Origin of the sequence: Treponema sp. Marseille-Q4132 (genome assembly GCF_014334835.1) — a bacterium.
GTDB lineage: Bacteria > Spirochaetota > Spirochaetia > Treponematales > Treponemataceae > Treponema_D > Treponema_D paredis.
In genome coordinates this window covers 2000089-2025746 of sequence record NZ_CP060591.1, presented here as the reverse complement: position 1 = coordinate 2025746, position 25658 = coordinate 2000089, and the positions used below count along the sequence as shown (strand labels likewise).

Annotated in this window: 15 protein-coding genes; 6 read left to right on the top strand and 9 right to left on the bottom strand. The window is 50.8% G+C overall.

Going from position 1 to position 25658, the window contains the following annotated elements:
- Positions 1-68: 68 nt before the first annotated feature.
- The gene (locus tag H9I35_RS09190) at positions 69-5756 is read left to right on the top strand and encodes an alpha-2-macroglobulin family protein (RefSeq protein WP_187419113.1); all 5688 of its coding nucleotides are present in this window, start codon (positions 69-71) and stop codon (positions 5754-5756) included.
- Positions 5753-8113 (top strand): penicillin-binding protein 1C, encoded by a 2361-nt coding sequence (gene pbpC, locus H9I35_RS09185; RefSeq protein WP_187419112.1) that lies wholly within the window; start codon positions 5753-5755, stop codon positions 8111-8113. Before H9I35_RS09190 ends, pbpC begins: the two co-directional genes overlap by 4 nt.
- Before the next feature lie 148 nt (positions 8114-8261).
- On the opposite strand, the gene H9I35_RS09180 is transcribed toward pbpC, so the two are convergent.
- A complete protein-coding gene (locus H9I35_RS09180) occupies positions 8262-9569 on the bottom strand; it encodes a PALP domain-containing protein (RefSeq protein ID WP_187419111.1) in 1308 nt (435 codons plus the stop codon).
- A 96-nt stretch (positions 9570-9665) separates the two neighbouring features.
- Between H9I35_RS09180 and pyrH the strand changes: the two genes are divergently transcribed.
- Positions 9666-10367, top strand: coding sequence for a UMP kinase (pyrH, locus tag H9I35_RS09175; RefSeq protein ID WP_187419110.1), 702 nt, complete (start codon positions 9666-9668; stop codon positions 10365-10367).
- A 139-nt stretch (positions 10368-10506) separates the two neighbouring features.
- Here the strand turns inward: pyrH and H9I35_RS09170 are convergent, their stop codons facing one another.
- From H9I35_RS09170 to H9I35_RS09160, 3 genes are all read right to left on the bottom strand, one after another.
- Positions 10507-11364, bottom strand: coding sequence for a 5'-nucleotidase, lipoprotein e(P4) family (locus H9I35_RS09170; protein ID WP_187419109.1), 858 nt, complete (start codon positions 11362-11364; stop codon positions 10507-10509).
- A 73-nt stretch (positions 11365-11437) separates the two neighbouring features.
- Positions 11438-12337, bottom strand: coding sequence for a hypothetical protein (locus H9I35_RS09165; RefSeq protein WP_187419108.1), 900 nt, complete (start codon positions 12335-12337; stop codon positions 11438-11440).
- 289 nt (positions 12338-12626) lie between these two features.
- Positions 12627-14198: a bifunctional metallophosphatase/5'-nucleotidase gene (locus tag H9I35_RS09160; RefSeq protein WP_187419107.1), complete on the bottom strand. Its 1572-nt coding sequence runs from the start codon at positions 14196-14198 to the stop codon at positions 12627-12629.
- Positions 14199-14336: 138 nt separating this feature from the next.
- On the opposite strand from H9I35_RS09160, the gene thrH reads away from it, so the two are divergent.
- On the top strand, positions 14337-14942 hold the full coding sequence (thrH, locus tag H9I35_RS09155; protein WP_187419106.1) for a bifunctional phosphoserine phosphatase/homoserine phosphotransferase ThrH: 606 nt from the start codon (positions 14337-14339) through the stop codon (positions 14940-14942).
- A 129-nt stretch (positions 14943-15071) separates the two neighbouring features.
- On the opposite strand, the gene H9I35_RS09150 is transcribed toward thrH, so the two are convergent.
- Positions 15072-17303, bottom strand: coding sequence for a DUF4954 family protein (locus H9I35_RS09150; RefSeq protein ID WP_187419105.1), 2232 nt, complete (start codon positions 17301-17303; stop codon positions 15072-15074).
- Between the two features lie 536 nt (positions 17304-17839).
- On the opposite strand from H9I35_RS09150, the gene H9I35_RS09145 reads away from it, so the two are divergent.
- Positions 17840-19348 (top strand): phosphohexomutase domain-containing protein, encoded by a 1509-nt coding sequence (locus tag H9I35_RS09145; RefSeq protein ID WP_187419104.1) that lies wholly within the window; start codon positions 17840-17842, stop codon positions 19346-19348.
- Between the two features lie 6 nt (positions 19349-19354).
- Here the strand turns inward: H9I35_RS09145 and H9I35_RS09140 are convergent, their stop codons facing one another.
- The 3 genes from H9I35_RS09140 to metK are packed head-to-tail and all read right to left on the bottom strand — an operon-like array spanning position 19355 to position 22111.
- On the bottom strand, positions 19355-20272 hold the full coding sequence (locus H9I35_RS09140; RefSeq protein WP_187419103.1) for a mechanosensitive ion channel family protein: 918 nt from the start codon (positions 20270-20272) through the stop codon (positions 19355-19357).
- A 20-nt stretch (positions 20273-20292) separates the two neighbouring features.
- A complete protein-coding gene (gene nth, locus H9I35_RS09135) occupies positions 20293-20937 on the bottom strand; it encodes an endonuclease III (protein ID WP_187419102.1) in 645 nt (214 codons plus the stop codon).
- 4 nt (positions 20938-20941) lie between these two features.
- On the bottom strand, positions 20942-22111 hold the full coding sequence (metK, locus tag H9I35_RS09130) for a methionine adenosyltransferase (protein ID WP_187419101.1): 1170 nt from the start codon (positions 22109-22111) through the stop codon (positions 20942-20944).
- 128 nt (positions 22112-22239) lie between these two features.
- On the opposite strand from metK, the gene H9I35_RS09125 reads away from it, so the two are divergent.
- On the top strand, positions 22240-22554 hold the full coding sequence (locus H9I35_RS09125) for an isoamylase early set domain-containing protein (protein ID WP_187419100.1): 315 nt from the start codon (positions 22240-22242) through the stop codon (positions 22552-22554).
- A 90-nt stretch (positions 22555-22644) separates the two neighbouring features.
- Here the strand turns inward: H9I35_RS09125 and H9I35_RS09120 are convergent, their stop codons facing one another.
- On the bottom strand, positions 22645-25545 hold the full coding sequence (locus H9I35_RS09120; protein WP_187419099.1) for a DNA translocase FtsK: 2901 nt from the start codon (positions 25543-25545) through the stop codon (positions 22645-22647).
- Positions 25546-25658 lie beyond the last annotated feature (113 nt).

Sequence of the window (25658 nt, the reverse complement as noted above, 5' to 3'; positions counted from 1 at the left end):
TTACATTGCGCTATAATTTCCTTTGAAATCTGCGGCGGCATATCGCATTTTTATTGGGAGACAGCTGTATGGGTAAAATCGCGTGGTCAAAAATTTTCGGAAAGTACGAAGCGCCTGAATGGATGAAGGCGATCGGTCGTTTTTTTTTCCGCAATAAAGCCGGATTTAAAAAAGCGCGGAAAATCGCTCTCATTTCACTCGCGTCGGTCGTCGGCCTCATCGTGCTCGCCGTCGCGGGTTTGTTTGCGTGGGTATTTATCGAGTCGAAGATGCCGCTTAAAATGGAAATCGGTTATTCGGTCGATGAGCCGGACTTGCTCGAAAACGCGAAAGACCCGCTCGTCATTTCATTCAACGGTTCCGCCGCGAAAATCGACGATGCCGATAAAATCATTGCCGGCGGCATAGCGATGAAACCCGATACGGCAGGCCAGTGGCGATGGATCGGTTCCGACGAACTCGTCTTTACGCCTTCCGAACCGTGGCCGCTCGGTACGCAGTATCAGATTTCGTTTTCAAAAAAAGATTTCGCCGAGCACGTTAAAATCCGTTCGTATACGGCAAAATTTTCAACCGACGATTTTTATGCGGAAATCCAAGATGAGGAATTCTGCATCGACGCCGCCGATCCCGCAAAAAAATATATTTCGTTTTCGCTTCGTGCGAATTTTCCGATAAACTCCGACGGTATCGAAAAGCTCGTCTCGCTTTCTCCCGATATGAAAAATCCGAAAAGCGGCACTTTCGAAAAACGCAGTTATACGGTAAGGGCGGGTTTGAGCGACGATAAGCGCACGGCGTTTTTCGCATCCGAACCGCTCGGCGTGCCTGCAAAAGACGTAACAATGAACATCGCGATCGCGGCGGGAATCAAATCGACTTCGGGCGGATCGCCTTTAAAAAAGATGACGGCTTCGGTTACCGTTCCCGGCTCTTCAAGCTATGCCAAAATCGAATCGATAGATTTTACCCTTGTCAAAAACGATGCGCAGGAATACGAGCAGGTGATCGCGATCGAAACGACGGCGAAGATAAGCGCCGACAATTTACAAAGCGCGCTTTCGGTATACGAGCTGCCGCAGGATAAACCTGCAGAACCGGGCAGTCGCGGTGCAAAAGATTACGAGTGGTACAGCGAAGAAGAAGTTACCGACACCGTTATTAAAAACAGCAAAGCGCTTTCGTTTACGGCGCTGCCTTCGGAACTCGAATACGATACGATGCATTCGTTTGTAATCGATGCAAAACCGGGTTCGTATCTCTACGTCGCGGTAAAAGACGGCGCAAAATTTTACGGCGATTATTATCTGACCGATCCTCACGGAACAGTCGTAAAAGTGCGCTCCTATCCCAAAGAGACGACGATTTTATCGGACGGTACGATCATTTCGATGCGCGGCAGCAAAAAGATTCCGGTGCTCACGCGCGGCGTCGATAAAGTGTACTACACGGTGTGGCGCATGCAGAGCGATGAAATCAATCACATCGCGTCGATGTCGAACGGCGATATGAAAAATTTCTCGTTCAACTACGACTATATCTTCAATCAAAACAATGTGAGTGCGGTCTATCGTTCCGACGCTTCGGTCGCTGCAACGAACGCGAAAAAACCGTCGTATACGAACTTCGATTTTTCAGGCTATTTGAATTCGATCCCGTCACAGCATCTCAAATACGGTCTCTTTTTGTTCCGCGTGTCGAGCGAAAAAAACGGAAGCGGTGACGAGAGACTCATCCTCGTAACCGATCAGGGGATCATCGTTAAAAAAAATGCCGACAAAACCTGCGACGTATTCGTACAGTCGATCGCGACCGGAAGGCCCATTGCGGGCTCTGAAATAAGAGTCGTCGCGCTCAACGGCGACACGCTCGCTTCGGGCGTTACGGCATCCGACGGCCACGTAACGCTTCCTTCTCTTTCGACGAACCGCAGCGAACATCGCCCCGTTGCCTACACTGCGGTAAACGGAGGCGACTTCGCGTTTATGCCGTATGCCGATTACGGACGCTCGCTCGATTATTCGGATTTCAATACGGGAGGCGAATACGGCGCGCTCGACCCCGATGCGATCCACACCTATATTTTTTCAGACCGCGGCATCTACCGGCCGGGAGATACGGCAAAGCTCGGTCTCATCGTTAAAGCGGGAAATTGGGCGAAAAGCCTTGCGGGAACTCCGCTCGCTTACGTCGTCACGGATCCGAACGGCACGGAGATTGTCGACAAAGAATTCGCGCTCAACGACGCGGGCTTTGAAGAAATCAAATTCGCCACGCAGTCCTACTCTCCGACCGGCGAATACAACGTTTCCGCATATTTCAGAAAACAGCGTTCCGACGGAAAAATCGAACGCGTTTTCCTCGGAAACGAAACGGTCAAAGTCGAAGAGTTTTTACCGGATACGCTTTCGATTTCGACGGCTTTCGACCCGCTTCCGGCTTTAGGCTGGATCCGGCCGGCAAAGCTTACGGGCGTCGTAAAGCTTCGAAACCTCTTCGGCACGGTCGCGGCGGGCAATAAAGTTTCGGCGGAGATTTCGCTCGATCCGGGATATATGCGCTTTCCGCAGTACCGCGGCTACGTATTTTCAGATCCGTATACCGGAAAAGATTCGTATACGGAAACGCTCGACGAAAAGACGACCGACGATGAAGGACGGGCGGAGTTTGCGATCGACGTCGAAAAATTTGCCAAAGCGTCGTACCGCATGACCTTTACGGCCGACGGTTACGAAAAAGGCAGCGGCCGCGCGGTCTCTTCGCAGTCGTCGGTATACGTTTCTCCGCTCGAATATCTCATCGGTGTAAAAGCCGACGGCGATCTTTCGTACATCAAAAAGGATTCGGCGCGCGAACTGACGCTCATCGCAGTCGGCCCCGATCTCAAACAAAGAGCGGTGTCGGGAGTCGAACTTGCCGTCACTGAAAACCGCTACGTGTCCGTGCTCGTCAAACAACCGAACGGCGCGTATAAATATCAATCGGTAAAAAAAGAATATCCGGTATTTACGAAAACGCTTACGATCCCCGAAGCGGGATTGAAATATCGGCTGCCCGTTTCGGATGAAGGCGATTTTACACTGACGCTGAAAAACGGAGAAGGTCTCGAATTTAATAAAACGCCGTATTCCGTTATCGGCGAAAAGAATTTGCAGCGAAGCCTGTCGCGTACCGCAGAGCTCGAAGTAAAGATGGAAAAAAGCGATTTCCGTCCGGGAGAAACGGCGCAGATTTTTATCAAAGCGCCGTACGCGGGAAGCGGTCTCATCGCCGTCGAACGCGATAAAGTGTATACCTACAAATGGTTCCGTTCCGACGGCGCATCCTCTCTGCAGTCGATTGCGATTCCGCAGGGACTTGAAGGAAACGGCTATATCACGATCATGTACGCGCGCTCCTACGATTCCGAAGAAATCTACATGAGTCCCTTCTGCTATGCGGCCGTTCCGTTTTCGGTCAGCCTCGAACGGCGTACGAACGAAATCACGCTCGACGTAGCGCGTGAAGCCAAGCCCGGAACCGATTACACGATTTCGTATTCGAGTAAAAGGCCGGGAAAAATCGTCGTCATGGCGATCGATGAAGGTATTTTGCAAGTTGCGCGCTATAAAACACCCGATCCGCTTGCGTACTTTTTTAAAAAGCGCGCGCTCGAAGTTTCGACGTCTCAAGTGCTCGCTTTGGTTTTGCCCGAATACAATATCCTCCGTACGCTCGCTGCGGCAGGCGGCGGCGAAGACTACGATCTGCTCGCGCACAATTTGAATCCGTTTAAGCGGAAACAAAACGAGCCGGTCGCCTATTGGTCGGGCATCGTCGACACGGGACCTCAAAAGAGGAACCTCAGCTACCGCATTCCCGATTACTTCAACGGAAGCCTCCGCGTTATGGCCGTCGCGGTGTCGTCCGAAGCGATAGGCGTCGCACAGGCATCGTCGGAGATAAAAGACACTTACGTCATCGTGCCGAATGCTCCGACCTTCGCCTCTCCCGGAGATACTTTCGACATATCGGTAACGGTAACGAACAACGATAAGGGTTCGGGCAGCGATGCATCCGTCGTACTCGGCGCCGTTCCGACCGCTCACTTTTCGATCACGTCCGCGCAGTCGGTAACGCTAAAGATCCCCGAAGGGCGGGATGCGACGGCGAAGTTCAGCATAAAAACGAATGACGTACTCGGTGCTGCGGATATCGCGTTTACTGCAAAGGGCGCTTCTCATTCGTCGCGCATCACTTCCTCGATGAGTGTCCGTCCGTCCATGCCGTATCAAGTGCGGCTTACGAGCGGGCGCGTTACAAAAGACAAAGCGAGCGTCGACGTCGATAAAAAAATGTACAACGAATACGCGACGAGAGAAATTGCGCTTTCGTATCTGCCGAGCGGACTGGCAAAGGGCTTGCAGTTTTATCTCGAAAAATATCCGTACGGCTGTTCGGAACAGCAAGTGAGTATGGCCTATCCGTACTTGTTCCCCGACTTACTCAAAGAGTCGGGCAAAACGAAAGCGGACGCTCAGGAAGCGATCGACAACGTCGTCGCAGCACTTCAGTCGAGACAAAAGTCGGACGGTTCGATCGGATTTTGGACGCACCGTTCGGAAAGCTGGGCAGCTCTCGACGCATACTGTGCCATGTTTTTAACCGACGCGCGCGAAAACGGCTATTACGTTCCCGACGTGTTTTTCAACAATCTGCTCGGCGTTTTGAAAAAGAGGGCGGCCGACACGGACGGCGGCGTATACGGCCGCGCGTTCTGCGTTTACGTGCTCACGCGCAACGAAACGGTGACGACGGATTATATCAATTCTCTGCGCAAAGATATGGATCGCGACGATAAAGCTTCCGTCGCGGGCGTTTTCCTCGCCGCATCGTATAAAATGCTCGGCATGGCGTCGGAAGGCGAAAAGCTCGTCTCGCGCGTAAAACGCGGCGTCAAAACGGCCGACAGCATCGGCTTTTTCGAAGATGACTTGTATTTCAAATCGGCGTACCTCTACCTCATTTCGGAATATTATCCCGAAAAACTTTCCGCCGTTTCCGCACATCTGCTCGAATCGATCGAAGACGAAATCGTTCATCGCCGTTACGCATCCCTTTCGGCCGCGATGACGCTCATCGCAATAAAAAGCTATCTCGCGGCAATGCCCACATCTGAAACGGGAAAATTTACCGTTACCGAGGAAGCGGGCAAAACGACGAAGTCTCTTACACCGGTGGGTGAAAAAGTCTTTACCGCAGAGTTCTCTTCGGATGCGCAAAAGCTTCGCGTGACGAACGACGAAAAGACGAATCTCTTTTATCAAGTGACGCAGGGCGGATTTTTGCACGATATCCCCTCAGGCGAAACGAAAGACGGCATCGAAGTGTACCGCGAATTTGTCGATGCGAACGGTAAAAAAATCGATGCGGTAAAACTCGGCGATGAAGTGACGGTAAAAGTGAACGTCCGTTCGACGAAAAACAAATCGATACGCAACGTCGCCGTCGTCGATATGCTGCCGTGCGGTTTGGAAGCTGATATCGCGTCCGTACGCGAAAGCGATACCGGCTGGAAACCCGATTACGTCGACATACGCGAAGACCGCATCGTGCTCTTCGGAACTGTGACGCAGGAACTTAAAACGTTCACGTACAAAGTGCGAGCCGTCAACTCAGGGAAGTACACGGTGCCGCCGCTCTTTGCCGAAGCGATGTACGACGGCACGCAGCGCGCGCTCCGTCCGCAAAAAAGCATAACGATCTCCGATAAATGAAAAAGCGTCATGCGGCAGCTCTCGGCGTTGCGGGAGCGCTGCTGCTTTTTTGCGTTGTCGATGTCGTCCGCAGCAAAGCGAACGGCATCCTCGACGGCATCTCTTTTTCAGGCGCCTATGCCGACAGGAACGGAAAACTTCTCCGCGTATACCTCACTCCGGACGAACGCTTTCGCATTTATAAACCCGTTACGGAATTTCCGAAAGAATTTATCGAAGCGCTTTTGCTTCGGGAAGACCGGCGCTTTTACCTGCATCACGGCATCAATCCCGCATCCCTCATACGCGCGGGCTGGGAAACCTACGTAAAGCGATCGCGCGTTATAGGCGCGTCGACGATTACGATGCAGACGGCAAAATTGAAATACCGTCTGTATACGCGAAGCGTACCCGGAAAACTCGCGCAGATTTTTTTAGCGCTCCGTCTCGAAGTTTTGTATTCGAAACAGGACATACTCGACGCGTACGTCAACCTCGCGCCCTGCGGAAAAAACATCGAAGGTTTCGAGGCGGCTTCTTATTATTTTTTCGGAAAGAGCATCGAAAAGACGGATCTGCCGCAACGCCTCATGCTCTGCATACTTCCGCAAAATCCCGCAAAGCGATGTCCCTCCGCATCCCGTGTCCCTGACGAACTCATCGACGCGAGACTCTCGCTTTTCGACGAATGGATAAAGGAACGTCCGGCGGCGATCGGCGAACGCGCTTTCGTCATCTCGCCCCCGCAGCTCGTCTGCACCTTTCCCGATGAAGCGCCGCACTATACCCGTATGCTCGAATTGCAAAGACCGCATCTCGCACATCCGCAAAAAATTATTAAAACGACAATCGATTCGAATTTGCAGGAACTCGTTGAATCTCGCATCCGCTTTTTTATCAACCGGAAGCGGCATTTGGGCATTGCGAACGCCGCAGTCCTACTCGCAGATTCCGAAACGATGGAAGTGCTTGCGGCTGTCGGTTCGGCTCGTTTTTACGACGATGCCATTCAGGGGCAAGTGGACGGAAACATCGCAAAGCGTTCGCCCGGCTCCGCGCTGAAACCTTTTATATACGCGCTCGCCCTCGATCAGGGGATCATCCATTACGGCACGATGCTCAAAGACACGCCGTCGAGTTTCAGCGAATATACGCCCGACAACTACGGCAACACATTCAAAGGTCCCATAAAAGCGTGGCAGGCGCTTACGGAAAGCCGCAATATCCCTGCTGTAACGCTCGCACGGAAATTGAAAAATCCCGATCTCTACGATTTTTTAGCGGACGCGGATATCTCCGCCCTCAAAGCGAAGGACAGCTACGGGCTTTCGATCGTGCTCGGAAGTGCGGACGTAACGCCCTTCGAACTTACGACTCTGTACGCTTCTCTCGTAAACGGAGGTACGGAGCGGCCGCTTAAAGCGGTTATGAGCGAAAGCCGTGCGGCAATCGGCGATGCATTGCCAATTAATAATTTTAAAGAGCATCGACTGTTTTCACCCGAAGCGGCATTTATCGTGTGCCAAATGCTCGAGCAAAATCCTCCGCCCGTCGAAGCAAGACCTACCGAAGCGAAAGCCGTTCCTGTCGCTTACAAAACGGGAACGTCCGTCGGCTTCCGCGATTCGTGGACGGCGGGCTTTTTCGGCAAGTACGTGATGTGCGTATGGATAGGAAATTTCGACGGCGTCGGAAACAATGCCTTCCTCGGACGCAGTGCCGCAGCTCCCCTCTTTTTTGCGATTGCCGACAGCATGATCGCGTCGGGCAGAGTCGACGCATTCCGGAAGTCTCCGCCTGAAGGAGTGACGAAGATACGCGTGTGTTCGGTGTCGGGCGCCGTTCCGACCGACGACTGCCCGCATACCGAAGAAGCGTGGTTTATCCCCGGAGTGTCGCCGATAGCGAAGTGCCGCATTCATCGAAAGATAACGATCGACACGAGAAGCGGTTACCGCACCGACGAAACCGGAAAACCGTATTGCAAAGAAGTCGTGCGAGAATTTTGGCCGAGCGATTTGCAGGCGCTTTTTGCCGAAGCGGGACTGCCGCGGCTTCTTCCTCCCGATTACCCGCCGGAGCAAAGCAAAAGCGGTTTACACAAAAGCGGCTATCCGCCGGAAATACGGTCGCCTCTCAAACATACAGAATATGTGTTCCGCTCCTCCGATCCCGCGCGCAGCACCATCGTTTTGAGCGCGTCCGCCGATGCCGATACGAAAGAATTGTTTTGGTTTTCGGGCGCGTCGTTTATCTGCAAAAGCGCACCGGGCGAAAAATATGAATGGAAGCCCGCTCCCGGCGTTTACGAACTCACCGTCGCCGACGGCAAAGGCAGAAGCGATTCTTGTACGGTAAAGATTCGAAGTACGGACTAGAGATACGAACGCATAGACAAAGATTGAAACAGTGCGCTTCGTTTAACTTCAATTTTTGAAAACTTGCAGATATACGTATACGCCGGCTCGACATTTTCGAAAATTGCCGCATTCGTACACGGGCGTGGCTCGTTTAAACCTTTCTTTATCAGGCGATACCGGCGATTATACTGCGCAGTTCGGCTTCCGATGAAATCACGGGCTTTCCGACACGGACGGCTTTCAGCGCGGATGCGATCCGTTCGGGCACGCAAGGCGCTTCGCCCGTCGTACTGCGGATATAATCGGCCGAAAGACAAGGATGATCGCGCGCAACGATAATGACGGCGCCGCCGTCTTCCGACGACATATCGGCTTTCACCTTTGCCGCAGCATAGGCGCGCCCCGTGTGCCGGTCGGCAAAAATACCGTATTTTACGAAAAGCTCTTTTACCGCGTCGTCTACCATCTTGTCGGTGAGTTTTACCGGATACACGAAATTGCGCATCATCAAGCTATTTGCGGAAAACACTTCTTCAAGCCGCTCGATATTCGACGGATCGGTCGGATCGGCAGGCATGCGCTCGGCATACGGGACGACCGAATCGAGGACGATGCAGTCGCCTGCCGCATTGACGGTGAGCGCGTCGGTTGCAGGAATAAAAAAGCCGTTTAAAGGAAGCGCAAAACGCCAGCTGTACAAACCCGCGACGATATTGCTGTAATTGCCCGGCGCGAGCGCGTAGTACATATCGCCCGGCACTTCGCCTTTCAAGCGCGAAAACGCAAACGGATAGAAAAACGCCTGCGGTAAAAGCCGCCCGATATTTGCGGTATTCGCAACGGTCAGGCGGTGCGCTTCGGAAAAATTTTTGTCGGCGAAAATACTGCGCACAAGGTTTCGGCAATCGTCTTCGTTTCCTTCGATTTCCACAGGATAGATATTGCCGCCGTTCCAACAATAATCGCTTTCCTCCATACCGTATACGTTTCCTTTCGGACAGACGACGACGGCTTTGATGCGCTTTTTACCGCGCAGTTCCTGAGCAAGGACGGCTCCGGTTTCACGGCGCGTTACCGCCAAAATCGTCGCACTGCTGTCTCTCATCTGCAAAATCGTTTCGAGACAGGCGGTAAGATATGCGATGCCGAAATCCCGATGGCAACCGGAAGGTCCGTGAAAGAGTTCAAGCATAAAATGCGTATCGTCGAGACGGCGGACGGCTGGTTCGAACGGAAAGGCTTTTGTCGCGATCGTTTCGCAGATGATGGGACTGAATTCGTCTTTGATAAAAGCCGATGTGAGCGCTCCGGCGATCGACGCGAACGACGTCGTTTTATCTGTATAGAGTATCCAGCGCCGCAAGTCTTCCGTATCCGAAGGTACATAAAGCCCGCCGTCTTCCGGCATGCAGTGCAGGACGGCTTCCGCAAAACCGACGGTCTTGGATTTGTTTCGTGTACTCGTAAATCGCATAGTATAATTATAGCTTGAATAGCGGGTTTTGTCATTGCTTAATAAAAACGCGATGCGCTATTGCGTTTGCGCTTTATTGGTTTTATAATAAACGTTATGACAACGAAAATCCTTTCGGTCGGAGGTTCGATCATCGCCCCCGACAAACCCGATACCGAATTCTTAAACAATTTTATTGCTATGGCGCGCCGCTGGCTCGGCGAGGGAAACGACCGCCGCCTCATCTTCGTTTCAGGCGGAGGCGCTCCGGCGCGCGTTTATCAAAAAGCGTACGGCGATGTGCTTGAAAAATCCGGCGGAAACATACAAAACGATGTGGCCGACCGGATCGGCATTATGGCGACACGGCTCAATGCGGAACTTTTAAAAGCTTGCTGCGCCGATCTGTGTCGGGATGAAGTCGTCTGCGATCCTACGGCGGATATTTCATTCAGCGGAAAAATCCTCGTCGCTTCGGGATGGAAGCCCGGATTTTCGACGGACAACGACGCGGTTCTCCTTGCCGAAAAATTCGATGCGGATACGGTCGTCAATCTTTCGAATATAGAAAAAGTGTATACCGACGATCCTCGTCATAATCCCGACGCAAAACCGATCGATGAAATTTGCTGGAAAGATTTTCGCAAAATCGTAGGCGATGCGTGGACGCCGGGAAAAAACGTCCCCTTCGATCCCGTCGCAAGCAAAAAGGCCGAAGAGCTTTCACTTGCGGTCATCTGCGCATCGGGAAAAAACATTGAAAATATAAAAAATATTCTTGACGGTAAGGATTTTATCGGAACGAAGATCGCGGGATAGGGGCGACGGTATATCGCCGAGCACATATCGATATCGCGGAAAGGAAGCTGCCCGAAAACTCGAAATTAAACGAGGCGCGCTGTTTCAGCGGCTCGTTTAAACTTCACCTCTCGGACAGTCCTTCCGTTTCATTTCGATATTATTTTTTCCAAACTTTTAAATTATCTCTGCGGATTTTGAGCTTGCCGGCCGCATCGGTTTTATAATAATCGGCGTTCAATCCTCCCTCCCAGTTTCCGTAAAGAGGATTCGGCAAAACGATATATTTTACGCCGAAATCGGCTTTGTATTTGTCGACGGCCGCACGGCGCGCATCGTTGAGCTTATGGTAGGTTTCTCCCGTAAAAGCGAAATCGTCCAGATTGTCGCCGATAAACACGACGATTTCATAGCCTGCTTTTTCCACCTGCTCGAAGCGTCCCGTTTTTTTCGACTCTTTGTCTTTTAAAAGCAGGGACGTTTCATCGACTCCGGTAAAGCCGAGCGCTTTTAAATTATTAACCGTCGGCCCGTATTCCGCGCCGGCGATACGGTTCGAAACGTAAAACATTTTGCCGCCGTGCGAATTGACATAGTTTGCAAATTCCACGGCTCCGGGAATCGCGCGCGCCTGTTCGGCTTCGCACCACGTCGTCCAGGATGCGGGACTGAATCCCTTGTGTTCCAACAGACGGCTTGCGCCTTCGGCGGAATTATCGATCATCGTTTCGTCGAGATCGACGACGACCGCTTTTTTCATACCGTTCGCGGGGCTCGCCGCATCGAATGCCGCTTTTGCCGCATTGAACGCCTGATACGCGAGCGCGCGATATTCGCCCGATTGCTGCATCCAGTTGTACGCCAGCATCCCCTGTTCCGCAAGCAGTATTTCATCGGCTTCGTTTTTTGCAGCCGTCGCCTGCTTGGCTTTTTCCGCCGCCCCCGAAGCGGTTGCACACGATACGAAAAATACCGCGCCGATAAAAATTGCCGAAATCGATTTTGTTATGCGTTTCATCATAGCCTCCTAATGTATGTAATAAAAGTATACGAATTCAATAATCAATTGACATATGTCAAACATATACTGTCTACTGTTCAATAACGTCGATTGATATAATTTGATATTTCTTATCAAAGTCAGATGAATAATTAACCTTAACAACTTTCCCCTTGACCGTGATAGGCGTTCCCGTTTGCAAATCAATGTAGCTGCCATTGTTACTGAAAAAATATACCAGAACCGGTTCCAAATCCTTATATGATGTTGTTCCAGGAATAAATCCTCCAAGTTTATACTCATAACCGTCCATTGTACTTTCGGCAATGTCGCTAAAAACAAAAGAAATCGAAAGCATCTCACCGTCAAGCGAATGATTCGTAAACCATTTTTTTGCTTTTAGTTTATTAGGTGAGTAATGCGATACTGAGTTTAAAACATCAAAGTCCGTGACGGCTTCTCGATATTTGCGTTCGTATTCTTCGTCCGTCCATGAAGAAAATTTTTTATTAAAATCGTTTAAAAGCATTTCATTCATAGTATTCAATGTTTTATTTCCACTTATCGTCCCTTTATCTTTTCTGTTACCGTTTTTATCCGTTGCGTAGTTCATTATTTTTTGCGTAGAAATATACAATTTGTCGCCTTCGCCCTTTATCGCTATCACCGATTCCTGACGGATGTAAGTGAGCATATATTTAACAACGACATACTGTGAAATTAGGTATTCATCGTCAATTGCGTTTAACCGGAGAAATTTAACGTCTCCCGCTACCAAGTCCGGATTTTTCGTGTTGACATAATCCATCACAAACGGCAGCAGCTCTCTATTCTCCGGTATCTTACCGACAGCCGGAACGATTTTATTTCTTGCATTACTGATATTTGTAAAAACATCATTGATATTTCCTATAAGATTTTCCAACTCATCGGTGTACGTGGCAAACGTACACGAGACAGCCAGAACCATAATAATCAATATCTTTTTCATATAATCTCCTAAAAATGATAATAATAATTCAGCGTAATGTATCGCTTGATAAAAATCAACAGAGGAAAAGACATATTTGCTCCGCCGCAAAAATCAGTAATCGTCATTTGGCTACTCGCACTTTTGATTCCTATAATTTCACTTTTATAATACGGTCGCGAATAAAACGATTTATGTTCATCCGGCTTTTTGAAATGAAATCATGCGCTAATGTAAAAAATAAAACGGGGGCGGCGTATCGCCGCACACAATTGCGCACGGTTTACCGCCCCGTATCGGTCTTCCGGAATTACTCGGGCAGTTTTCCGCCTACAAGCGTAATGCGTCCGTCCGTCGCAGGAGTCACGGCACCCTGCAGTCTCTGCGCGTATTCCATAACGACCGTACTGATGAGCATAGACGTATTGTACGTATCGATCGAAGTTTTCAGCACCGTATAGCCGTCGCCGCCCTTTGCCATATAATCGTTCGTGGCAATGCGATAGGTACGGTTTTTGTCGATGGGTTTTCCGCCGATTGTGACATTGCCGATTTTGCCGTTGCCGTCCGCATCATAGGTGATCGTGTAACGGATCTCTTTTGAAACCTGCGTAAACGCGCCTGCTCCCTGTTTGATACTGCCGATAAAATCGAAAAGCTTAACGACGTCTTCGCCTTTGAGCGTGAGCACGTATACATAATTTTCGAAGGGCAAAACGGTGAGAATATTTTCCCGCGTAACGTTGCCCGCAGGAAGCGGAGCGCGGATGCCGCCGCCGTTCGTAATTGCGCCGTCGACCGTGACGCCGGTCGTTTTAAGGTATGAGACCATCGCGTCGGTCACGAGATCGCCGAGCGCCATTTCTTTGTAGCGTGTGAGGCGGTTTCCGAATTCGAAAGCGGCCGTCGTTTTCATCACGACTTCTTTTAACGCCGCGTTCGCTTTGGCAACATAGGGTTTTAAAAGCGTTTCGACGTCCGGATCGGGCGGGAAGGCTTTGAGCGTAATCGGAACGGCTTTCCACGTAAAATCCGTCACCTTACCGTTGACGATCGTCATGACGCCGTCGCCGACGTATTTTCCGTATTCGTTGGCCGTGACGATCGGTACGCCGTTGACGATTTTCGGTTTTTCAAAATACGAGTGCGAGTGACCGTCGACGATCAAATCGATACCCGAAACCTGCTCGGCGAGCTTTACCGACGTATTCTGCGTTTCCGTTTCCGGAACGTCGCCGAGGTGTCCGTCGATGATGACGATATCGGCTTTTTCTTTTTCGCGTACGCGTTTTACCATCTGCTTTGCCGCTTCGATTTCATCGATAAAAGTGAGACTCTTATCGGGGCTTGCGATGACGAGTGTGCGCAGCGTCGTCAATCCGATGACCGCGACGCGGAAGCCGTCGTAATCTTTAATGATATAAGGTTTGACGAGATAGCGGCTTCCGCGTTTGATATTTGCGGACACCCACGGGAATTCGGCGATTTTTATCTGCTGTTCGAGCTTTGCGAGCGTTCCGTCGAATTCGTGGTTTCCGAGCACTATGGCGTCGAAGCCCATTTTATTGAAACTCATGATGTCCGGTTCCGCGTTGAACATATTCGAAAGAGCCGAACCCGTGTTTACGTCTCCCGCATGAAGCACGAGCACATTTTTGTTTTGCGCGCGCACTTGCTTGATAAACGCCGCCATGGACACAAGCCCGCCGACGCCGTCCTTCGTGGCCAAAACGGCTCCGTGCGTGTCGTTGACGTGAAGGATGACGAGTTCATGCGCTTTGCCGTCGCTCCGGCGGGGAGAAGGCGTACTTGCACAGCCGCTTGCAAAAAGCGCGATCGCCGCAGCTGCCGCGGCAATCATCATTCCGAATCGTTTTTTCATATTGCCTCCATGAAAGTCTACAAATAATTATGTGCCTTATTTCAAAAAAAAGCAATAAAAATTATTATGTATACGTCCTCGCGTACAGCCGGCGCGCTGCGGCTTGCTCCCTGCCGGCGTATGTGCTATAGTTTAGGTATGTTTATAACTTGTCTTGATCTTGAAGGCGTACTCGTCCCCGAAATATGGATCGCGTTCAGCGAAGCGACCGGCATTCCCGAACTGCGGCGCACGACGCGCGATGAACCGAACTACGATACGCTGATGCGCTACCGAATCGATATCCTCGATAAACACAATCTCGGCTTGAATGAAATTCGCGAAACGATAAAAAAAATCGATCCGATGCCCGGCGCGAAAGATTTTCTCGACGAACTGCGTTCGTTTACACAAGTGCTCATTTTAAGCGATACCTTCGAACAGTTTGCCGCTCCGCTTATGGAAAAGCTCGGGCGTCCGACGATTTTCTGCAATACGCTGGAACACGACGCAAGCGGAAAAATCACCGGTTATAAAATGCGCTGCCCCGAAAGCAAACTTTCGACGGTAAAAGCACTGCAGTCGGTCGGCTTCGAAACGATCGCGGCGGGAGATTCCTTCAACGATCTCGCGATGATCAAAGCTTCCAAAGCGGGATTTTTATTCAAATCGACGGAGCAGATTATTAAGGATAATCCCGCGCTTCCGGCATACACCGAATACTCGGAGCTCCTTGCCGGCATTAAAAACGCGATGCGCCCCTAGCGCGGCTTCGGTTCGGCGATTTTTCGTGCTCGGCATGGCACTCGCATGCACGAGAGATCGCACGGCGGAGCGCCGCTACCGCGCCCTCCTGCGTTTACACGAAAAATACGGAACCGCTTCAACACGCGCTTACAGTGCAAATACGTGATACAATTTTTTATTAAAGCGTTCCGTGTCGTCTTTCAACATCGTTAAAAAATCATCGCTGTCGATCGTACCGAGTACCGCGTCCATCTCTTCGCGGCTCCGGTAGATCATCTTTCGATAATAATCGGTATAATCCTTTTCACGCGACGATACCGACAACTCATACATATCGTTTGAAACGGAGATGACGCTTTCGACGAGGTTACGACACTGCTCCGTGCTGCATCGTTCAAAAGGAATGCCGTAGATATATTCCAAAAGATAGAGCGCATAGCGCGTTTTGTCGGCGAGGTACGAAGTCGCACACGCATCGTAAAACCGATGCACTTCGTCCCAGCTCGACATCTCCCCGCGCTTTACTTTTTCACGCAGCTCATCGATTTTTTCGAGCGGGATAATCTGTCCGCCCGCATTGACCCATTCGGTGTACAGCGGATAGCGCGCCATATCGGCAAGAACGGCAGGAGAAACGGAGACGATATTTTTTTCATCGCAATATTCGATTATCGTTTTTGCGGCAAAATATTTAATAATTTTCCTGTATTGATGATACGCATACGCCGGACGAAATATCGTCGCACCGTATTTTTTTTGACACTGTGCATCGGAAAGGGTAAAATCGGCGTCGGGATTTTTTTCGAAAAACGCTTTCGCTTCTTCGATCTTTGCCGCTTCGACCACACCGTTTTCACCGCCGCAGCTTGCACCGTGATTATCTGCAGACGAATGATCTCCGCTGCCGTCCGCCCCTTCTTTCGCATCCGCCCGTCCGCAAAGCCGTGCCGTCTCTTCCGCTTTCAACCGGACAATGCGCTCAAGAACTTTCATAATTTCCTGCATCGTATCGGGCGCAAAGGGATCGGTTTCGATATGCTGCACCGGCACGATCCGCTTATCGCGTTTTTTGAATTTGTAGCGATTCCGGACGAGCGCGAACATATCGTACATAAACCACCACGCCGGAAAAATGCGCACGCTCCGGTCTCCGTTTTCACCGAGCGCGACGAGCGAAAACGGATACGGGATATCGAGTTCGTATTGATATGAACCCTTTGCAACGAGCACGAACGACGCGAATCGACTGTTGTGTTTAAAATCGCTTGAAAGAGAAGGCCAAAATCCGCGCGAAGCGACGAGCTCGCCGTCGGGACTTCGCGAATTGTGATTGCTGCCGATCGTCGCTCCCGATGCGATATTCGACTGTCCCATAATCGTCGACGCGATGAGGAAGGACGAATTATGGTGCTGTTCGTGAAACGGAAATATCAAATTATTAAGAATCTCGCAGCACGACACGGTCGAATTGTCTCCGAGTACCGAATTCAAAAGCCGCGCGCCGTATTTGAGCTGACAGTTTTTGCCGATGACAAAGCGCACCGCAACCGCCTGATAAAAAACGCGGCTGCCCGAACCCATGATGCCGTTTACCATTTCGACGCCTTCGCCGATTTGCGACGGTTCCGCCTCCGAGGACAATACCGTAATATTTTTTAATTTGAACGCACCTTTGATGTATGCACATTCTCCGATTTCGGCATCTTTTAAAAGCGTCGTATTTTTTATGACGGCGTTATTTTTAACAATTCCGTATGTAGTTTCTGCGCTTGAGGCGCCTTTTTCCGTGAGCGCGACAAAACGTTTCATAAGAGCGCCGTCTTCCCGATAGCGCGACCACAGATATGCGTCTGCGGTAATCATACTCTTAAACGGAAGCACTTCCCTGCCGCCGTTTTCGTTCGCGACGCCGATCCATATTCGGTTTTCCTCAGGCTCGTTCTTTTTTAAAATCCCTTCGCCGAATTTCGAATGCGATGTACAGCTCATTTCCTGTATATTGAACAGCATGACGTTTTTTCCGAGCCGATAATTTTCAAAGTACGCGACGTTCCGGATTGCATTGTCGTCGCCGGTCACGGCATTTATCAATTTGGAATTGTAGATACCTTCTTCGAGTTCGAGATCGTGGTACTTAAGCATTGCCCGCCGGAGCTTTCCCAAAACGGTAAAACCGGAAAACGACGAATCGCGTATGAGAGAGGCATCAAAGCATTCGGCATCAACGTAAAAATTTTGCCACGAAGGATCGTCCGATGTGTTTTGATTTTTTTCGAGTATTTCGATTTCTTCTCTCGTAAGACGCCGCTTTCCCTCCGTAAGCTCGGACGGGATTGAAATCGAAAATGAACGCTTATCCGTATACGTTACCTGTACCATAATTATTTTTATTGTATATATGCATACGGCATTTTGTCAAATCGTCACCGCGCGACGGCACGGTGTCGGCATTTTTAATAATCGAGTTTCGGAAAGTCCGGAGGTGAAAAACGGCCGAGCCGTTTTTCTTTCATAGGAGACGCGCGCAGATTTCTGCGCGGGGAACTTCGCGCTCCGCGCTCGTTGCAAGTGGCGCACTGCTCGGATTTGTTCGAATAAGTCCGGAGGCGAAAAACGGCCGAGCCGTTTTTCTTTCATAGGAGACGCGCGCAGATTTCTGCGCGGGGAACTTCGCACTTCGCGCTCGTTGCAAGTGGCGCGGGGAACTTCGCGCTCCACGCTCGTTGCAAGGGGCGCGGGGAACTTCGCGCTCCGCGCTCGTTGCAAGTTCCGCACTGCTCGGATTTATTCGAATAAGTCCGGAGGCGAAAAACGGCCGAGCCGTTTTTCTTTCATAGGAGGCGCAAAAAAATCCTGCGCACTGCTCGGATTTTTTTGCTCTTATATAATTTTTCTTTTCTCTATATACTGAAACTATGGCAAACAGCGATATGATGAAATTGCAAAACGGCAGCGATATCCGCGGCATCGCCGTAAGCGGCGTCGAAGGCGAAAACGTCAACTTTACGGAAGCGGCGTGCAGCCGCATCGGGCAGGCGTTTGTACTGTGGCTTTCAAAAAAAATCGATAAACCCCTTTCCGTACTCACGATCGGGATCGGGCGCGATTCCCGCATTTCGGGCTCTTCTCTTTCGACCGCCCTTGCAAAAGGCATGGCCTTTCAAGGCGCGCGAGTGGTCGACTGCGGCCTTTCGACGACTCCTGCTATGTTTATGTCGACCGTATTTCCCGAAACGAAATACGACGGTGCGGTGATGATGACGGCAAGCCATCTTCCGTTCAACAGAAACGGCGCAAAATTTTTCGACCGCGACGGAGGTCTCGAACACGACGATATCGAATCGATATTGAAAAGCGCGGCATCGCTCAGTGAAGCTTTTTCCGATTCGCCGCTCGCCTCTTTCGACCTGCTTTCGCTGTACGCCGCGCACTTGCGGAAAACTATCTGCGCGGAGCTTGCAAAATCCGAAAGCGACAAACCGCTTTCGGGTTTACGGATCGCAGTCGATGCGGGAAACGGATGCGCGGGCTTTTTCGTTTCGTCTATTTTGCAGCCGCTCGGAGCCGATACTGCAGGCAGCCGCTTTTTGGAAGCGGACGGCATGTTTCCGAACCACATCCCGAATCCGGAAAATAAAGCTGCAATGGAAGCCGCACGAAGCGCGACCGTCGAAGCGGGCGCCGATTTGGGATTGATTTTCGACACCGATGTCGACCGCATGTCCGCCGTGCTGCACACCGGAGCCGAAGTAAATCGCGATGCGATCATCGCGATGATTTCCGCGATTTTGGCGCCTTCTTATCCGGGCGGAACGATCGTTACCGATTCGGTAACGTCGGACAGGCTTACGTATTTTTTGGAAAAAGTGCTGGGCTTACGCCATCTGCGCTATATGCGCGGCTACAAAAACGTCATCAACAAATGCAAAGAGCTCAACGCAAAGGGCATCGTTTCGCCGCTTGCGATGGAAACGTCGGGACACGGCGCGCTCAAAGACAATTACTATCTCGACGACGGCGCTTTCCTCGCGGTAAAACTGATCATCGCGCTCGCAAAAGCGAAAGCCGAAGGAAAAACTATAGACAGCCTCATCGCGCGGCTGCCGCCGCTCGTCGAAGAATGCGAATACCGCTTTAAAATCGGCACGGACGATTTTAAAACTTACGGCAAAACCGTACTCGACGCTTTTAAAAAGCGAGCCGAAGATGCAGGCTGGGAGCTTCCGGAATCTTACGAGGGGATCCGCGTTTCGTTCAAAGGCGGCGATGCGCGGGGCTGGATGCTTCTCCGCTTGAGCCTCCACGATCCGGTTATGCCGCTCAACATCGAAGGAGAACGAAAAGGCGACGCGGAAAAAATTATTAAAATTGCGAAAACACTGCTCTCAGGCTTCGATAAGCTCGATATGTCGTGCCTGCCGTAAAAAGCGCTAGCTTTGCCGCGCGACGGATTTTTTTGCCGGCGGCACCGGGGTCGAATCGTCGTGCGGTACGATTTCGACGCAGTTATACGATGTGACGAGACCGTTTTCGTTCATAACGCGCATCAGCGCGATGAACATATCGTTTTTCGTTTTGAGAAAATCGGAACTCTTGCACCACACCGCGACGGTCATATTTATATTGCTGTCGCCGAAGCCGTCCACCCATACGGCGGGCGCAGGCTTTTTGATAACCGTTTCGCACAGCTCGGGCGCTTTTAAAAGCACGTCGAGCGCATAGCGGATATCGGTACCGTATTTCAGACCGATCGCAAACGTTATGCGCCGCGTCGAGTAATACGAATTGTTTTGAAAGGTCGTATTGATGATCGACGAATTCGGAATGCGCACAAGCTGATTGTCGAGCGTGTGCACTTTCGTCGAAAGCAAATCGATCGAATCGACATCTCCGGTAACTCCGCTGACGACGATACGGTCGCCGACTTTGACGACGCCTTCGGTTATGACGAAGAGTCCGCTGATGACGTTGCTGACCGTCGTCTGCGCCGCAAAACCGACGGCAAGCCCCGCAATACCTGCGGCTCCGAGCAAAGCGGTAAGCTTGATACCGAAGCAGCTGAGTATGTACATGACGATGACCGAGTAAAAAACGTATTTTAATAATTTATGCAGGGCGAGATTGTTCTGTTTGTTTATCTTTTGTTCGCTTACGCGATTGAGCGCATGGAAGGCGAGCTTATACAAAAACCAAATGATGCCGATGACGAAGAGCATTCCCGCAGCGCGAAAAAGATTCGTCCACGTAAAAAACGATTTTACCCACGCAAAGAGCGTCTCCTTGTGTTTGGAAATCTGTTCCTGCGCCTGCTGTACGCCGATCGTTACGGCGCTTGTCGATTCGTCCATCTTAAACCTCTTGCCGATTATTAATTTTTTAAAACGTCATTGTGTTTGCAGATGTCGTTTATGATACAGGTATCGCATTTCGGATTTCGCGCGGTACACACATAGCGTCCGTGCAGGATGAGCCAGTGATGCGCGTGACGCATATATCGCTTGGGAACGCGAGAGACGAGGCTCTCTTCGACTGCAAGCGGAGTTGCTCCTTCGGCGAGTCCGATTTTCGGACAGATGCGCAGCAAGTGCGTGTCGACGGGCATCGTCGGTTTGTCGAAGACGACATTGAGCACGACGTTCGCCGTCTTTCTGCCGACGCCGGGAAGCTTCATAAGCTCTTCGCGCGTCGAAGGCACTTCTCCGCCGAAATCGTTGATGAGGATTTTGCTGAGAGCGATGATGTGCGCCGCCTTCGTATGATAGAGTCCGATCGACTTGATATAGGTTTCAAGTTTTTTTTGTCCGAGAGCGATCATTTTTTCAGGCGTGTCCGCGATTTTGTAGAGAGACTCGGTTGCGGCGTTGACACTTTTGTCGGTCGCCTGAGCGGAAAGCACGACCGACACGAGCAGCGTATACGCATTTTTCCATTGGAGTTCCGATTTCGGATCGGGGTTGTGCTTTTTAAAACGGTCGAATACCGTGCAGATTTCCCGCTCTGTCAGCAGTGTCATGAAATTATGTCAGGGCGCGCTTGAGCGCATCGGTTTTGTCGGTTTTTTCCCAGCTGAATTCGCTGCGGCCGAAATGCCCGTAGGCCGCCGTCGCTTCGTAGATCGGACGTTTGAGATCGAGCGTTTTTACGATACCCGCAGGCGTACAGTCGAAGATTTCTTTTACGGCTTTCGTAATTTTTTCGACCGGCGCTTTTTCCGTACCGAAAGTATCGACCATAATCGACACGGGAAAGGGAACGCCGATCGCATACGCGAGTTCGATTTCCGCTCTGTCGGCGAGGCCCGCGGCGACGATGTTTTTTGCGATATAACGCGCCATATAGGCTGCCGACCGGTCGACTTTCGACGGATCTTTACCGCTGAATGCGCCGCCTCCGTGTCGGCCCATACCGCCGTATGTGTCGACGATGATTTTGCGTCCTGTCAATCCCGCATCCCCCTGGGGGCCGCCGGTGACGAAACGCCCCGTAGGATTGATAAAGTATTTCGTATCTTTGTCGAGCAAACCCGTCGCATCGAGTACGGGTTTTATGATCCGTTCGATAATCGTCTCTTTGATTTCACCGTGTTCGACCGAAGGATCGTGCTGGTGAGAGACGACGACGGTATCGATCCGCAGGGGAATGTGTCCTTCGTATTCGATCGTCACTTGGCTTTTCGCGTCGGGACGCAGCCACGGAATCGTTTTATTTTTTCTCAGTTCGGCCGCTTTTAAAAGCAGTTTATGCGCGTACATGACCGGCGCGGGCATAAGTTCGGGCGTTTCGCTGCACGCAAAGCCGAACATCATCCCCTGATCGCCGGCACCCTGCTGACCGGTATATTCTTTGAGACCTTTGCCGACGACACCCTGATTGATGTCGGGCGATTGCTTGTGGATGACGTTGAGAACCGCCATCGATTCGCAGTCGAGACCGTAGGCGGCGTCCGTATAGCCGATTTTTCTTGCCGTATCGCGCGCGATCCCTTCGATATCGAGCGTGCCCCCGGTTGTAATTTCACCGCCGACAAGCACCATACCCGTCGTTGCAAAAGTTTCGCATGCGACATGACTTTCCGCGTCCCGGGCGAGGCAAGCGTCAAGGACGGCGTCGGAAATACGGTCGCAAATTTTATCCGGATGTCCTTCGCCTACCGACTCGGACGTAAAGAGATATCGTTTATTATTCATCGTAGAGCTCCGAAATATTTGTTTACTTATTAATGAAAGTATAGTATACTATTTGCAGTCGATTGGCAACAGCCGCTTGCAGCGCTCGCAAAAAGTATATTATAAAGTAAAATATATGGAGGTTTTCCATGTCGCTTAAAAAATCCTTTTCAAAAGACGGAAAAAAATGTTCCGTCACGTTCACCGTGCTTCCCGATGCCGCGGGAACGGCGAAAACGATCAATATTGCAGGCGATTTTAACAGCTGGAGCAGCACCGAAACGCCCTTGAAAAAAAACAAAGACGGATCTTTTTCAGTCAAACTGGATCTCGACACGGATAAAGAATATCAATTCCGCTACCTCATCGACGGGCAGCGCTGGGAAAACGATTGGCAGGCGGATAAATATATTCCCGCCCCGTATTCCAACGCGGATAATTCCGTAGTCATTACAAAAAAATAAAAGCGCCGGAAAAGCGGCTGGCATATACGGTATGTCCCGTTTGCGCACAAGCCGCTTGCAGCACGCTTTTTCCGAAAATACGTGCCGAGCTTAGGGTATGTGAATGATTTCGCGAGGTTTACTGCCGTTCGCCGGTCCTACAATGCCCCGCGCTTCCATCTCTTCGACGAGGCGGGCCGCGCGATTATAGCCGATTTTAAGCCTTCGCTGGATGTACGATGCCGACGCTTTTCCCGACTGCACGACGATATCGAGCGCCTGATTGTACAGCGGATCTTCGCCGTCGAACAAACTCGGCTCGCTGCTCTCTTCTTCTTCCGGCACGAAAATCTCTTCGTCGATGTATTCCGGCTCTCCGTATTTTTTCACACAACTGACGACATCTTCAACTTCCTGATCGCTGACGAAGGTCCCCTGAATGCGCACGGGAAACGGATTGACGGCGCTCGAATAAAGCATATCGCCTCTGCCCAATAATTTTTCCGCACCGACTTGATCGATGATGATCCGGCTGTCCATTCCGGAGGCGACCATAAACGCGATACGCGCGGGAATATTCGCTTTAATCAATCCGGTGATGACGTCGGTCGAAGGCCGCTGCGTTGCGAGTACCAAGTGTATGCCGATCGCGCGGCTCATCGCCGCAAGACGGGCGACCGTCGATTCGAGTTCTTTGCCCGTCGTCGCCATCAAATCGGCAAATTCGTCGATGATCAAAACGATGTACGGAATCTTTTCCGTCGCTATGTGTTTTTCTTCGATCTTTTTATTGTAGCTCGCCACATCGCGGCATCCCATACCGTCCAAAAGCGCGTAGCGCCGCTCCATCTCACACAGCGCCCACTGCAGCGCTTGAAACGCTTTTTTCGGTTCGGTGATGACCGGAACGAGCAAGTGCGGGATATCGTTATAGAGTTTGAGTTCGACGATTTTCGGATCGATTAAAATAAGTTTTACTTCCTGCGGCGAGCGCTTGTACAAAATCGAAAGGATCATACTGTTGACGCACACCGATTTTCCGGAGCCCGTAGCGCCCGCGATCAAAAGGTGCGGCGTTTTTACGAGATCGATAATCTGCGGTTTTCCGAGAATGTCTTTTCCGAGGATGACCGGTACCGACATCTTTTTGTATTCGCTCATATCCTTTTCGACGATTTCACGGAAACTGACGATGCTGCGCTCTTTGTTCGGTATTTCGATGCCGACCGCTTTTTTTCCGGGGATCGGCGCGACGATGCGGACGCTGCTCGCCGCAAGACGCAAAGCGATATTGTCCTGCAGCGCTGCGATTTTACTGAGCTTGACGCCCGGTGCCGGAAGCAATTCGAACATCGTAACGACCGGTCCCTTTTTTATGCCGATGATATCCGCTTCGATGTTGAATTCGTTGAGCGTTTCTTTGAGTTCGGCGGAAGCCTTTTTCGTTTCTTCGTCTATTATCCAATACTGATCGTTTTTATATTCCGTTAATAAATTCGCAGGAATTTTATACGGACCTTTCGGTTTCATCTTTTTTACGGGCTCCGGCTTTAAAGCGGGAATTTCCTTTTCCCGTGCGCTGCCGAAAAATGCTTCGAGTTCTTCTTTCGAAGTCGTTGCATCCGCCCCCGAAACGGTACGCCCGTCTTCGATAACGGGAACGCCCGCCGAAAGAGAATTATTAAAATTTGATAAATTTTTCCGCACGTCGGCATCCATATCGTTGAAAACGTTTCCGGCAAAATCACGCGGTGTTTCATTTCCGGATGCCGTGCCCGCTTTGCTCAAATCGACATCGTATATGGTATTCGTTTTTCCGTCGAACGCCGTATCGTCCGTTTCTTCGTTCAAATCGACATCGAAAAAATCGGGATCGAGCGATTCACCGTGCAAAAGCTCATCGGAAGAATTTATCGATCCGTCCGTTTCGAATCTGTCTCCGAAAACGCTTTCGTCATCGGAAGCTCCGTTTTCATCCGAATCCTGCAAAAAATCGTCTTCTTCCGACGAAATCATATCTTCAGCTTTGCGGGGTCTTTCTCTTTCCCAAAACGGTACGGTTTTGCGCTCCTCTTTTCCGCTCTCACCGGTATCCTCATCGCTCGCCAAATACGAAGCGCCGGCGTTTTCTTCGGGAAAATCAGGCCATGAAAGCTCTTCGATTTCGCCGAGCGGAGCGTCGTCGCGAGCGGTAAGCGCGGTAAATTCCTCTTCGGAAATAAGCGCCGACGCATCTTCTCCTTTTCGTTCCGCACCGCTTTTTTCGCCGTCTTCGGCATCGCCTCGATCGCCGCCGGCCTCATCAAAAACATTTTCAAACGGGGAAACAATATCGGATGAAGACTCTTTCTCTTTCGAAAACGCCTCCCCTCTTTCATTCGTTTTGCGGGCGGGCATTTTTGCAAGCGAATCGATTTCGCGTGCGCTTTCGTAAGGATCGCTTTCGCCCTCGTTTTCAACTTCCGTATCGTCCGCCGAAAAATCGGAAGCAGTTCTTTTTTCATCGTGCGTTCCGCTGTCCGTTTCCTCTCCTGTTTTTTCACGCGGGATTTTTTCAAATCCTCTCCGTTTTGCAGACTGCGTAATTTTATCCGCAATGATGCCCGCTCCAAGCCATTCTATGACGATAAGCATGATGCCGAATGCGATCGTAACACCGATTTTTATGCCGGTAAAATCGGCACTGAATTCGCCGATCGCTTTGCAGATGTTTTCGGTGATTACGGCGGTAAAAAACGGAACGGCGGCCGTCAAAAGACGCATCGCTTTTCGTGCCGTCCATTTTCCCGAAAAACATGTCATCGCCGCTGCAAATAAAAACGCGGGAATGAGTATGCTCGAAAATCCGTATATCGAAAAAAGCATAGTGCCGAGTAAAAACAAAGAGGCACCGAAGCCCGCAGTATATGCGATAAAATCGAAGGGCTGCAGTATAAGCGCGAGAGAAAAAACCGCCGCAAAAAGCAGCAATACGACACCCGCAGCGTACTTCAGCTTATTCAAACGTTCCATCGATACTCCCATAATCGAGTTTGCAATTCAAACGCGTTTTTGAAAAACCGCGTTCGTTTTCCGTTCTATCAATATCGGCAGATTTTATATCCGGTTTTAGTGGAAAACTTCGG

Bases quoted from the DNA above. Each gene is read 5' to 3' on its own strand.
- H9I35_RS09190 (WP_187419113.1), top strand. From the start codon at position 69: ATGGGTAAAATCGCGTGGTCAAAAATTTTCGGAAAGTACGAAGCGCCT.
- pbpC (WP_187419112.1), top strand. From the start codon at position 5,753: ATGAAAAAGCGTCATGCGGCAGCTCTCGGCGTTGCGGGAGCGCTGCTG.
- H9I35_RS09180 (WP_187419111.1), bottom strand. From the start codon at position 9,569: ATGCGATTTACGAGTACACGAAACAAATCCAAGACCGTCGGTTTTGCG.
- pyrH (WP_187419110.1), top strand. From the start codon at position 9,666: ATGACAACGAAAATCCTTTCGGTCGGAGGTTCGATCATCGCCCCCGAC.
- H9I35_RS09170 (WP_187419109.1), bottom strand. From the start codon at position 11,364: ATGAAACGCATAACAAAATCGATTTCGGCAATTTTTATCGGCGCGGTA.
- H9I35_RS09165 (WP_187419108.1), bottom strand. From the start codon at position 12,337: ATGAAAAAGATATTGATTATTATGGTTCTGGCTGTCTCGTGTACGTTT.
- H9I35_RS09160 (WP_187419107.1), bottom strand. From the start codon at position 14,198: ATGAAAAAACGATTCGGAATGATGATTGCCGCGGCAGCTGCGGCGATC.
- thrH (WP_187419106.1), top strand. From the start codon at position 14,337: ATGTTTATAACTTGTCTTGATCTTGAAGGCGTACTCGTCCCCGAAATA.
- H9I35_RS09150 (WP_187419105.1), bottom strand. From the start codon at position 17,303: ATGGTACAGGTAACGTATACGGATAAGCGTTCATTTTCGATTTCAATC.
- H9I35_RS09145 (WP_187419104.1), top strand. From the start codon at position 17,840: ATGGCAAACAGCGATATGATGAAATTGCAAAACGGCAGCGATATCCGC.
- H9I35_RS09140 (WP_187419103.1), bottom strand. From the start codon at position 20,272: ATGGACGAATCGACAAGCGCCGTAACGATCGGCGTACAGCAGGCGCAG.
- nth (WP_187419102.1), bottom strand. From the start codon at position 20,937: ATGACACTGCTGACAGAGCGGGAAATCTGCACGGTATTCGACCGTTTT.
- metK (WP_187419101.1), bottom strand. From the start codon at position 22,111: ATGAATAATAAACGATATCTCTTTACGTCCGAGTCGGTAGGCGAAGGA.
- H9I35_RS09125 (WP_187419100.1), top strand. From the start codon at position 22,240: ATGTCGCTTAAAAAATCCTTTTCAAAAGACGGAAAAAAATGTTCCGTC.
- H9I35_RS09120 (WP_187419099.1), bottom strand. From the start codon at position 25,545: ATGGAACGTTTGAATAAGCTGAAGTACGCTGCGGGTGTCGTATTGCTG.